Source organism: Paenibacillus sp. SN-8-1 (assembly GCF_050995535.1).
Classification (GTDB): domain Bacteria; phylum Bacillota; class Bacilli; order Paenibacillales; family Paenibacillaceae; genus Fontibacillus.
This window is the reverse complement of record NZ_CP194782.1, coordinates 1,690,077-1,701,827: the sequence shown is the minus strand read 5'-3', so window position 1 is coordinate 1,701,827 and position 11,751 is coordinate 1,690,077. Positions and strand designations below refer to the sequence as shown.

The following is an 11,751-nucleotide window of genomic DNA, read 5'->3' as shown; positions in this document are numbered from 1 at the left end:
ATTGTAATATTTTTTTACCCGAATGATTTGCCGGATAACAAAGCTATACTAAAAAACCTCTCACAAGTTGAGAGGATCTAGTTGTTCAGCTTATATAGCAGCCGTAGAGCTGCGCTCTACAAGCAACGGGGAGATACTCCAGCGTACCGCTTCTCTCGAAGAATTCTGCTGGGAGATTAGCATCTCAACTGCCGCATTACACATCCCGGTCTTGTTCACCCGCATTGTTGTGAGCGGAGGATTCGAGGCTTCCGACATATTCAAATCGTCAAATCCGATAATCGATACGTCTGATGGGAGCTGTATCCCGCGCTTCTGAAGAGTCTCACTAAGAAGCAGGGCAATCCGGTCATTCCCGCAAAAGAAAGCTGTCGGCAGCTCATCCATACGATCCAGAAATGTCGAAATTTCCTGCCAGGTGGAGTCAAATCCGCTCGAGCTAGTCAGACACCACTTCTCTTCGATCTTAATTCCACTCTGCTGCATCGCCCGCCAATACCCATACCACCGCTCCTCATGACTTGTTGTCAGATTGGTGGGACCAATGAACCCAATTCTCGTATGTCCTCTTCCAATTAGATGCTCGACAGCTTGATAAGCTCCTTCCATATTAGCCGAGGTAACTGCCGGGCAGGGCAAATCCCTATAGTAAGAATCAAGCATTACAAGCGGGGTATCCAGCTTCCAGATCATTCTGGCATAAGCTTTCTCCATGATTCCGAACAAGATTACACCCTTATACTTAATATCCTCAAACAAGCCAGGTAGAATTAAATCTTTCTCCATCGCTTGGTCAACTCTTACAATAATAGCGTTATAGCCGCTTCTCCGGATTGAAGATTCAAGCCCCCAGATCATATCATGGTAAAAGTGGAAATGGTCATTGTCATCATAGCTGGTAATGCGATCTGGAACCACAACAAGCAAATTCGGATGATCCACCTGTTTTTTTCCATAGGGACCATAACCCATCTCCTTGGCCGTCTGTATAATCCGGATCTTCATTTCTTCACTGACGCCCTTCTTATCCATTAGAGCGAGTGAGACTGCGTTCTTTGATATTTGAAGCCTGTCGGCGATATCCTGCATAGACACTTTTTTGACGCGGGCCATAACTTGCAATCCCCCTTAAATGTGGTACACTGACTTTAATATTACTTTACATTATCTAAAACCGTCAAGCATTGTCAATCTAATCTTATCTATCAGGAGGTACTTAATGTGAAGTATGCTATCGGGATCGATATCGGGGGTACGAAGACAGCCGTTGGCATCATCTCCGCTAATGGTGATGTCATTCAGAAATCTTCTATTCCCACAGATCAAGCCGTAACTCCATATGTTATGGTAGACCGAATCGCTCAGACTGTTCTAACTCTTGTCCATGAGAGCGGCATCTCAAGCCAGGATATCGCTGGTGTCGGTATAGGGGCTCCAGGGCCGCTGGATACACGCAACGGTCAAATCACCTGCCCTCCCAATCTGCCAAGTTGGCGTGACTTCCCGTTGATTCATGAGCTGAAGCGCCATCTTCCCTATTCAATTAAGCTGGAGAACGATGCTACTGCAGCAACTTTGGCTGAGAAGTGGCTGGGCGCAGCTAAGGAGGATCAGCATTTCATATTTATCACCATAAGCACTGGAATAGGCGCAGGAATCTATATGCACGGCAAGCTGATCACGGGTGCCAGCGGCAACGCGGGCGATGTGGGTCATTTCGTCATTGATTCTAGCGCCGGGCTGTGTGTATGTGGACAGCGAGGATGCTGGGAATATGTGGCCTCCGGCACCGCCATTGCAAGACAAGCGAGCGAGCTGCTTGGACGAAGTGCAACTTCCAAGGAAGCTTTCGACCTTGCTGCTGCTGGCGACCCTGACATGAAGGAGCTGATCGATAAGGTCTTCCGTTATATCGGTATAGGCTGTGTCACATTGATCAATACCCTTGATCCGGAGAAAATAGTTATTGGCGGCGGCGTCTCCCAAGTCGGCGAACCGCTCTTCCAAGCCGTGCAAGACTACGTTGGAAGATACGCCCTTAATCCCTCCGGCCGGAAGACTCCTATCGTCCCAGCCGCCCTGCAGCAGGACGCTGGACTTATTGGCGCAGCTGCGCTTGTTCATATGTCATATTAATCCAAATACTAAATGATCACTTGGAAGGAGCTTGAATTAACTATGAATCAACCTATTTTTCTGGAACCGGTATTTAAAGAACGTATCTGGGGTGGAACCAAGCTAAAGGATTTGTTTGGCTATGAAATCCCTACTAATGAAACGGGTGAATGCTGGGCCATCTCGGCACATCCCAATGGGCAAAGCGTAGTAAAAAATGGTCCCTTCCACGGAATGGCGCTGGGCGATCTTTGGTCAGGCCACCAAGAGCTGTTTCGCTCAGACTCCAAGGTATTCCCGCTGCTTACCAAGATCCTTGATGCCTCAGATGACCTATCTGTACAGGTTCACCCTGATGATACCTACGCAGGAGAACATGAGAATGGCGAGCTCGGAAAGACAGAATGCTGGTACATTGTAGATGCTGAGCCAGGTGCTGAGATCATCTACGGCCATGGTGCACAGAGCAAGGAAGAGCTGGCAAGCTGGATCCATGAAGGGAAATGGGATCAGCTTCTATCCAAGGTAACGGTCAAACCCGGTGACTTCTTCTACGTCCCAAGCGGAACACTGCATGCTTTGGGCAAAGGCATCGTCGTTCTGGAGACACAGCAAAGCTCGGATACCACTTACCGCGTATATGATTATGACCGTAGAGATGCGGAAGGAAACACCCGTGAGCTTCACCTTGAAAAGGCCATTGAAGTCACAACCGTCCCTCAGGTGTATAAGGAGGAGACCTATCGAACTGAAGCAAAAGAGCATGCGGAAATCACAACCTTTGTGGATAATGACTTCTTCACCGTTCAAAAGTGGACGGTTACCGGCATGACTCACTTTGACTCAAGTTCCAAATACACTCTTGTCAGTATCATTGCCGGTGAAGGCGAACTTCAAAGCGGCGAAGAAGTATACCCGCTTCGCAAAGGAGATCACTTTATCCTCCCAGTCAATTTCGGACCTTATGTAATTACAGGAAATCTGGAAGCTATCGCTTCCTGGGAATAAATCCAGCTAGCCACTTCACTCCCGTATGAACAGACAAAAGCCTGCGTCCTTTCAAGCTCAGCTTGATCGGATGCAGGCTTTTGTACTGCTTAACTTAAGTTTCGATAGTGGATGGCAGATCACCATTAAGGTTGTAATTGAAGATACCGTTCACGAATAAGTTTCAAATGATGCGCCGCGTGTCCAGCGATAACATAAATTACTGCGCGGGCAGAGACTGGAGCTCCATTCGCCGATCCTACGCGCTGCCAGGCTTCATCATCAAGCCGCTTGGCTAATTCAAGTGTAGCAGTGCGGATGGCTGAGAATTCCGTAAGCAGATCATCGATAGAAAGACGCTCTGATCCCGCGTAAGCAACATAATCGGATTCGTTGAATCCGGCTAGCGGTGTGTCATCTCCTCTTGCGATCCGAAGCAGGCGGTAACTCATAATACGCTCCGTATCATTGATATGACCCAGCACTTCCTTAATACTCCATTTGCCTTCTGCATAGCGGAAGCTGGCCTTCTCTTCCGGGATGTGCTTAAGCTGCTCGACAAATTGCTTGATTTGAGACTCCAAGTAAGCCAGAATTTCTCCTTCGGGCAGTTCTTGAATATAACTCTCGTAATACGATGAATATTCATTTTGTGATGGTCGTTGTAATGACATAGCTATAATCCTCCTAGTTCATCTAATCTTCCCACACATCTTTCATAAGAGACTTAATCTCTTTGATACGAGCTTCTGTCTCCTTCCGATTCGCAACCCATTTCTTTCCGTCCCAATCCACCACATCACAGGTCTTTACGCAGGAATCCACCTGATTTAAGGGTACATTTGTTGTCTGTCCGTCAATTTCAATTATACAGTAACCCTCTTCAAATCCTTCGACAATTCCTTTCATAACCAGCTCACCTTTCTGCTCTGATCTGAAAATGCTGCCCGTCCGTTAAGATTTCCACCGTTCCCTGGGTATCGTTGCGATAGACCTTTACACCCTGCTTCTGCAGACGCTTAAGAATGGTCTGGGTCGGATGTCCATACTTGTTGCCTTTGCCGGATTGAATTACAGCATATTGCGGATTCACCTTCTTGAGAAACGCCACGCTTGTAGAAGACTTGGAACCATGGTGACCGACCAAGAGAACATCTGAACGCAGATCTGCACCTGAAGCAAGCATGTCTTTCTCACTTTCCGCTTCAGCATCCCCTGTTAAGAGGAACGAATGCTTGCCATAGGACACTTTTACTACTGCACTCATATTGTTGGTATCTTCATATTTGGTTAGCGGAGCCAGCATGCTCACCTGAACCCCGCTATCCAGGTTCAGCGTTATTCCGGCCCTGGCTGAAGAGACTTTCAGACCCTTGCGCTGAATTGAACGAAGCACAGATTCAAATGTCTTCGTATTGGAACTCACTTTGGGCATATAGATCTTACCGATACTCAGCTGATCGATCACCTTATCCAGTCCGCCGATATGATCCGCGTCAGGATGGGTTCCAATAACAATATCCAGCCTCTTAATCCCATACCCCTTCAGTGTATCCAGCATGACCTGCTCCTTATCGTTATTTCCTGCGTCAATCAGCATGGTCTTGCCCGAAGGAGTAATAATTAATTGGGAAGCCCCCTGGCCTACATCAATAAAAATAACTCGCAGCTTGCCCTTCCCATCTACCGGCCCGCCTGCGGACGAATTCTTGGTGCTGCCGGAGAATGAGCAGCCAGCGAGCAGGGAGATGCATAGAATCAAGGCCGCATATCCTATGATATGCTGTTTCAAAAATGGAATAAGTCTTGTCATAGATGTTTTCCTTTTCATTAAGAACATTTGTTCCAATTATATTCCATTAGCCTTAGTTATTCAATTCAATGCGCGTATATCCAATCCTATGAGGAATACATTTTAGTTTAAATATACCCTTATATTCCGATGAAAACAATAGGAATTTATTATAAAACGAGCACCGCCTAATCAAGCGGTGCTTATTGTTGTTATTTCACAGTTACTGAAATGGTAACTGTCTTGGTTAAGAATTTAGCTTTGATCGTTGCAGTCCCCTTGGATATCGCTTCAATTTTGCCACCCGTAACCTTGGCTACCGAAGGCTTGGAGCTTGTCCAAACCGCACTACCTGTAACCTCTGGCGTCTTGCCAGTATCATACTCAGCAATAAGGTCAACCGTCTTGCTGGCACCTGGTGCGAGAACCAGCTTCTTCTCACTGGCTGTCAATTTGAGCAGGTTAGGAACTACCTTGACGTTCACTTTCAATGCGATCCCTTGATAAGAACCGGTTAGTGAAGCTGTACCTTCACCTACGCCCTTAACACTCGTTCCTGAGATTGTCGCTACATTCGTATCCGAAGAAATCCAATTCACTTTATTCGAAAGAGTTACCTTGGTTCCGTTTGTATAGACCCCTGTAACTTTAATTGACTTCGATTTCTTAAGATTCAGCTCAATAGATTCAGGCTCAACTATAATTTTGCTAATCTGAGGCTCGACTGTGACAGGCAGCCTGAGAGATTGATTAAGATAAGTTCCTTTAAGCGTTGCAGTTCCTTTGACGAGCCCCTTTATCTTGCCGTCCTTAATAACTGCATTTGAACCCGTTAGACTCCACTCGATCTTGTCGGTCACATCCTCTTCATCCCCATTCTCACGAACGGCTGTGACTTTCGTCAGCTCCTGCTGCTTACCAATCACAATACTGAAGCTCTCCACCTCAGGCAGCAGAACCAGAACCTTCTCTTGGACAAGTACATCAATGACAATCGGATCAGCCTTGCCCAGCTTACCTGTAAGCGTAACTTTACCGGTCGCCTTAGCTACAAGCTTCCCATTCTCAATCGTCAGGGTGTTTGTATCATTAGATGTCCATACGATATTTGAAGTGTAATCCTGTTCTTTCTCATCAAGCATGGTTGCTGTTACTTTAGGGACACTGACACTTTCACCTTTGAACAGCTCCAGGCTGTTCTTGTCTGCGGCAATCTTGGTAATCGTCGGGAATACGGTAACCTTGATCTCCCGGGTAAGTCCCATATACTTCACTTTAATTGTTGAGGTTCCTGCTAACCTAGGGGTGATCAATCCATTCTTCACCGTCACGGCGAGAGGATTGGAAGACTCCCAGCTAGCCCCGCTCGTCACCTCATCATTGTTATTTCGGTTGGTCTCGTTACGTACAAATGCTTTAATCTGAACAGGTTCATCGCCAATGAACATTGTCTGGTCATTAGAAGGGCTGATTAGAAGCGCTTCATATTTGGTCCGAACCAGCACGTTAATATCGGCTGTTACTCCTCTGTAAGATACCGTAATTTTTGCCTGGCCAGTGGCCAAAGCCTTTAGTTTACCCTTCTCTACAGTAACAACAGATGGAACCGAAGACTTCCACTCCGCCTGATCGGTCACTTTCTCCTGAGCGGAACCGACTGTAGGCTTAGCCAGCGCATTCAGCTGTATATCGTCTTCTCCGATCATCATTTCGATATGGCCTTCAGGCAGATCTTCAGCAGGCTCAATTGTAAGCTCATCATATGGCGATACTACCGATACTTTATATGAAGCAGTCAGACCTTTGTACTTTGCTGAAATAGTTGAAGTTCCCTTGCCCACCAGCGTAAGCTTACCGGCGGCTACTGTCACGACGGAAGTGCTGGAGGAGGTCCAGTCCGCGCTTGCGGTCACATCGTTTGTCGATCCATCGTTATCAACCGTCTGAGCTTTTACCGTAAGGTTCTCTTCCCCCAGCTTGTATTCCACATTATCGGATTTGTCCAGCTTCAGCTCCTTGAACAAATAAGCGGAATCCGCACTCAGACTTAATGTAAATCCTTTATATTTCGCAGTAATTGTTACTTTACCGTCCTTAAGTGGGGTTAGAAGCCCCTTATCCACTTTGATAATCTGCGGATCTGAAGATACCCAGGTGGTATCACTTGTTACGTCCTTCTTATCTGTTAGACCTTCAATCTTGGCCAGCACCTTGAGCTGCTGTGTCGTCTCAGCCACATCGAGATGCACAGCTGAGGAATTCTCAAATTCAATTGAGGTTACATCGCCGGAGGCAGCAAAGACGTTCGCCGGAAAAACCGCAGCGGCTAAAAGCATAATAACAAGGAACCATTTGGTCATTTTCCTGTTCACAATCATTCATTTCTCTCCTTTGGTCATCTAGTACAGTGTAAATTTTACCAGTCCTATACCCGTTTATCGACAGAAACAATGATTTTCTTTACTTTTTTCCAGAAAAATGGTCAGAAAAACATATAGACCCATTCAACCACGAATGGATCTGACAACAAATATATGATTGTGCTTGGAATACTTCTCCCCTGTAACAAGGATGACTTCATGCTCAGTATGCTGATGAATGGTAGTCTGATAATGCAGAAGCTGATCGTCCTTCCACACAGCAACCGGGGACTTAAAATAGATGGCGTTGTCGAACTGCACCCGATTCTTCATAACGTACCCCACAGAGTGAGGGGCTGCCTTCTCTGTCTTGGTCTTCATAACTCTTCTGGCAGATCTCCTGCCTCTACTCCCGGGCTGTATCTTAATGATATCATCCAATGGTACCGCGATCGGACGGGGACCTAGAAGCAGCTTGTTCGCTGCCTTGTCCCAACCTTCGATCGTTCCGGAATATATGTCATCCTGGTTCTGACAGTACACGATCACTTCCTGTCCGATCCAATCCTCATAACGCATAGGCAGTTCTCCTTCTCCAGTAACTTGTGACATATGATGCACCCAAGAAGCTTTCCTTGCTTGCTTTGAATTTATAGGTTCTTATTTCTTTTCCATATCCAAAGACAAATTCCTGCTAATTCAGCTGCCAATTTATCTGTGGCTTGCCCTGCTTCTTAAGAAATTCGTTGGTTCTGGAGAACGGCCTGCTTCCGAAGAAGCCTCGTCTTGCCGCAAGCGGACTGGGGTGAGCTGACACAATAACTTCATGACGTGACTGATCAACTATAGCTCCCTTTTTCTGAGCAGGAGCGCCCCAGAGTATAAATACAAGTGGATCGGCTCGCTTGTTGAGCGCCTCAACAATAGCGGAGGTGAACAACTCCCAACCCTTCCCATGATGCGAGCCTGCTTGACCTTCTCTAACGGTAAGCACATTGTTCAGCAGGAGCACTCCCTGCTCAGCCCAATGGGTAAGGGTTCCAGTATGAGGGACGGGAACTCCGAGGTCACTTGCCATTTCCTTATATATATTTCTAAGAGAAGGCGGGATTTTAACGCCGGGTAGCACGGAGAAGCTTAGACCATGCGCCTGTCCCGGTCCGTGGTATGGATCTTGTCCCAAAATAACCACCTTGGTATCCGAATAAGAGGTCAGCTTTAGCGCTTGAAATAAAAACTCTCTCGGCGGATACACTACATGCTCCTTATACTCCTCATCGAGCCATCTCATTAATTCCTTGAAATAAGGCTTGCTCATCTCTTCCCTTAAAATATCATCCCAATCGTTACCAAACATCATGTCTCCTCCTTACTGCTCTCTACTTGCAACTTACCCATATTACCACTTCTGACACTTTGAAATATATATTAAAGGCCGCCCCTGTTGGAACAGAGACGGCCTTGTCTACTTCACGATTATGTATCGCTAGATTATTGTATCTTACCACCTTCAACTACAAGTTGATCCGAGTAGCCTTCCCCATATACATCCTTGAGGGTGTCTTTGTAGGCCTGATGGATGAACTTTTCTTTGCCCAGAGTCTCTATCTCTTTGTTAATCCAGTTCAGCAGTTCAGTATTCCCCTTGGCTACCGCAGGGGCAATAGTATCTTGACCGCCAAAGGCCGGGATACTAACCGTAAAACCGGGATTGGATTTAGCCCATGCAATCAGTTCGGTATTATCATTAGCAATTGCAGCGCCTCTTCCATCTTTAAGTGCCGCGAAAATTTCTGTATATTGATCAAATTTAAGCAGCTCAATATCCGGATAATTCTTCGTAAAATACGTTTCCGCGGTTGTTCCTTTAGCCACAATCAGCTTCTGGCCTTTCGCCTTCAACTGGTCGATGGAAGTAATCGGAGTACTGTCCGGAGAGACAATACCAAAGGACAGCTTCATATAAGGACTAGCAAAGTCTACCTTCTGCTTTCTTTCATCCGTTACTGTGAAGTTCGCCATGATAATATCAACCTTATTCGATTCAAGATAGGCCACACGGCTTGCGGCATCAACTAGTACGAATTCCGCCTTGGACTCGTCTCCGAGCAGATCTTTGGCGAATCTCTTTGCAATGTATACATCAAAGCCCTGATTCTTTCCTTGGGAGTCCACATAGCCAAACGGCGGCTTGTCCGCGAAAACGCCGATTCTGATCTTATCGTTCTTCTTCAGCTGTTCAATTGAAGCAAATTTCGCTGAACCGTTAGTCGTTCCTTCACTGTTACCTGAATTTCCGCATGCGGTCAGCCCCAATAACAACATAACCGCTGCCAAAACCCCCGTCAATACTTTAATGTTCTTCTTCATCCTCTTCTCCCTCGCTTCTTATAATTTGTTATAGTCAAACATATTTAGAAAGTGCTGTGCACGCTCTGTCGCTGGTTCGGTGAAAAACTTCTCCGGTTCCGCAATTTCACAAATCTTACCCTGATCCATAAAGACAATCCGGTCGCCTACCGACCTCGCAAATCCCATTTCATGCGTCACGATCAGCATTGTCATCCCCTGATTCGCAAGTTCAAGAATTACATCCAGCACCTCGCGTACCATTTCGGGATCAAGTGAAGCCGTTACTTCATCAAAAAGAATAATTTCAGGATTCATACACAATGCACGAACTATAGCAATCCGCTGCTTCTGGCCTCCCGAAAGCTGCCGTGGATAGTCATTCCTCCGTTCGAGCAGCCCTACCCGGTCCAGCAGCGCCTCCGCCTGCTCCAGCACCTCCTTGGCGTCTCTTTTTTGCACTTTCAACGGTCCCAAGAGTATGTTATCGATTACTGTCATATGCGGAAAAAGCTCATAATTCTGAAATACCATCCCTATATGCTGTCTTATTTCACGCCAATTCACATCAGTCCCGATTAATTCCTGTCCTTGATATTGAATGGTCCCACCCTGAACCGGCTCCAGACCGTTCAAACATCGGAGGAATGTGCTTTTCCCGCAGCCAGATGGCCCAAGAATGACGGTAACCTCTCCCCTCATCACCTGAAGGTTAATTCCATCCAATACCTGCCTGTCTCCATAAAATTTCTGCAATCCCTGCACATTCAGCAAAATTTCCGCGTTCTCCATTATCCTACCTGTCCTTTCCTTGTGTTAGGCTTGCCATCTGCGCTCAAATTTCCTGGACAGCACCGATAATGGATAACATACAAGAAAATAAAGAATAAAAATAAAGCCGTATACCCAAAATGAAGCATTTGGCGCTTTAATCACACCAAGCTCTATTATCTGCTGTCCAATTTTCACTACATCAATGACACCAATCAACACGACCAGCGAAGTCGTCTTGACCATTCGTGTTGCCAGGTTTATAGCCCCCGGCAGCATTCTGCGTATGGCTTGAGGGATCAGGATATGTCTGTACAACTGTACGTTGCTCAGTCCCAAGGCTTTGCCGGAATCGGCTTGATGCTTCGGCATAGATTCGAGAGCGCCCCGCACAATATCTCCTATTTCCGCCGCACCCCATAGGCTGAATACCAATATTGCTGTAGTCTCCCCGCTGATATCAATGTGAAGCAGTGGCGAAAAGCTAAAGTGAACCACATACAGCCAGACCAGAATCGGAATAATCCGAAAGGTTTCTAGATACAGCCTTAAAATGAACCGCAAAAGCCTGGAAGGGAGGGTTCGGAGCAGTCCCATAACCACACCCAGAGCCGTTCCGATAATAATAGAAATAAAAGCTATTTCTATAGTTACGAGCAGCCCGCCAAGCAGACGTTCAAAATTCGATCCTTCAAAAAGCACTTCAACCCCCAAATTCGGCATGTCTAACCTTCCTTTCGACCCAAGTCAGCAACAGGGATAAAGGCAGCACCAGTAACAAATAGGCTAGTACCAGCAAAAGTAGAGATTCCGCTGTCTTATAATGCATGCCAATCAGGTCTTTGGCTACATTCATCAGATCCATCAGGGAGATTGCGCCAACAATTGAAGTTTCTTTTAGCAAAAAGATTGCATTCGCGCCAAGTGAAGGGATGCTGATTGCAAAAGCTTGCGGAAGCATTACATACCTGGCAAGCTGCTTCCTGCTAAGTCCGATGCTTAAACCCGATTCAATCTGCGATTTGCTTATAGCTTCGATCCCACTACGGAAAGCCTCCGTCATATACCCTCCGCCCAAGAAAACCAGACCTATAGCTGCACAGTTGAACTCACTCAAATGCAGACCTATTTTGGGTAGTCCATAGTACAGGAAGAACAATTGAACGAGCAAAGGAGTATTCCTGGACAGTTCAACGTAGCCAATAACAATGCCTCTGAGACCCTTGATCTTATAAAACAACACAAGGCTGAACAGTAGCCCCAGTACCATTGATAAACCGATAGCGATAAGAGCTAACTCTAGAGTCAGCCACATGGCATCAATGTATAGAGGAAGACTCTCAGCAATAAAGTCCCAATCTAGATTCATATTTCCAC

Annotated in this window: 14 protein-coding genes; 3 read left to right on the top strand and 11 right to left on the bottom strand. The window is 46.3% G+C overall.

Annotated features, from left to right (window positions below; genetic code table 11):
* Nucleotides 1–90: 90 nt before the first annotated feature.
* Nucleotides 91–1,113 (bottom strand): LacI family DNA-binding transcriptional regulator, encoded by a 1,023-nt coding sequence (locus tag ACRRNK_RS07870; protein WP_433946197.1) that lies wholly within the window; start codon nt 1,111–1,113, stop codon nt 91–93.
* A 108-nt stretch (nt 1,114–1,221) separates the two neighbouring features.
* On the opposite strand from ACRRNK_RS07870, the gene ACRRNK_RS07865 reads away from it, so the two are divergent.
* From ACRRNK_RS07865 to ACRRNK_RS07855, 3 genes are read left to right on the top strand one after another with little or no spacing between them, the layout of a single operon-like run.
* Nucleotides 1,222–2,136, top strand: a complete 915-nt coding sequence (locus ACRRNK_RS07865) for an ROK family protein (RefSeq protein WP_433946196.1) — start codon at nt 1,222–1,224, stop codon at nt 2,134–2,136.
* Nucleotides 2,137–2,178: 42 nt separating this feature from the next.
* The gene (gene manA, locus ACRRNK_RS07860) at nt 2,179–3,123 is read left to right on the top strand and encodes a mannose-6-phosphate isomerase, class I (protein WP_433946195.1); all 945 of its coding nucleotides are present in this window, start codon (nt 2,179–2,181) and stop codon (nt 3,121–3,123) included.
* Nucleotides 3,124–3,148: 25 nt separating this feature from the next.
* On the top strand, nt 3,149–3,283 hold the full coding sequence (locus tag ACRRNK_RS07855) for a hypothetical protein (RefSeq protein ID WP_433946194.1): 135 nt from the start codon (nt 3,149–3,151) through the stop codon (nt 3,281–3,283).
* Here the strand turns inward: ACRRNK_RS07855 and ACRRNK_RS07850 are convergent.
* The 10 genes from ACRRNK_RS07850 to ACRRNK_RS07805 all read right to left on the bottom strand — a co-directional run bounded on the left by ACRRNK_RS07850 (nt 3,249) and on the right by ACRRNK_RS07805 (nt 11,743).
* Entirely contained in the window at nt 3,249–3,776 is a 528-nt protein-coding gene (locus ACRRNK_RS07850) for a DinB family protein (protein ID WP_433946193.1), read from the bottom strand. The two genes, ACRRNK_RS07855 and ACRRNK_RS07850, sit on opposite strands and share 35 nt — an antisense overlap.
* Nucleotides 3,777–3,798: 22 nt before the next feature.
* The gene (locus tag ACRRNK_RS07845; RefSeq protein ID WP_433946192.1) at nt 3,799–4,011 is read right to left on the bottom strand and encodes a DUF3006 domain-containing protein; all 213 of its coding nucleotides are present in this window, start codon (nt 4,009–4,011) and stop codon (nt 3,799–3,801) included.
* 7 nt (nt 4,012–4,018) lie between these two features.
* Nucleotides 4,019–4,915 (bottom strand): ComEC/Rec2 family competence protein, encoded by an 897-nt coding sequence (locus ACRRNK_RS07840; protein ID WP_433946191.1) that lies wholly within the window; start codon nt 4,913–4,915, stop codon nt 4,019–4,021.
* A gap of 191 nt (nt 4,916–5,106) precedes the next feature.
* On the bottom strand, nt 5,107–7,272 hold the full coding sequence (locus ACRRNK_RS07835) for a hypothetical protein (RefSeq protein WP_433946190.1): 2,166 nt from the start codon (nt 7,270–7,272) through the stop codon (nt 5,107–5,109).
* Between the two features lie 126 nt (nt 7,273–7,398).
* Nucleotides 7,399–7,866: a hypothetical protein gene (locus ACRRNK_RS07830; protein WP_433946189.1), complete on the bottom strand. Its 468-nt coding sequence runs from the start codon at nt 7,864–7,866 to the stop codon at nt 7,399–7,401.
* A gap of 82 nt (nt 7,867–7,948) precedes the next feature.
* Nucleotides 7,949–8,611 carry a uracil-DNA glycosylase gene (locus tag ACRRNK_RS07825; RefSeq protein ID WP_433946832.1) on the bottom strand — a complete coding sequence of 221 codons (663 nt, stop codon included), beginning with the start codon at nt 8,609–8,611 and terminating at the stop codon, nt 7,949–7,951.
* Between the two features lie 134 nt (nt 8,612–8,745).
* The gene (locus ACRRNK_RS07820) at nt 8,746–9,624 is read right to left on the bottom strand and encodes a cysteine ABC transporter substrate-binding protein (RefSeq protein ID WP_433946188.1); all 879 of its coding nucleotides are present in this window, start codon (nt 9,622–9,624) and stop codon (nt 8,746–8,748) included.
* 18 nt (nt 9,625–9,642) lie between these two features.
* Entirely contained in the window at nt 9,643–10,395 is a 753-nt protein-coding gene (locus tag ACRRNK_RS07815) for an amino acid ABC transporter ATP-binding protein (RefSeq protein WP_433946187.1), read from the bottom strand.
* Nucleotides 10,396–10,419: 24 nt separating this feature from the next.
* Nucleotides 10,420–11,097, bottom strand: a complete 678-nt coding sequence (locus ACRRNK_RS07810) for an amino acid ABC transporter permease (protein ID WP_433946186.1) — start codon at nt 11,095–11,097, stop codon at nt 10,420–10,422.
* Nucleotides 11,078–11,743, bottom strand: coding sequence for an amino acid ABC transporter permease (locus ACRRNK_RS07805; protein ID WP_433946185.1), 666 nt, complete (start codon nt 11,741–11,743; stop codon nt 11,078–11,080). The genes ACRRNK_RS07810 and ACRRNK_RS07805 overlap by 20 nt, the downstream gene beginning before the upstream one ends.
* Nucleotides 11,744–11,751: the final 8 nt, after the last annotated feature.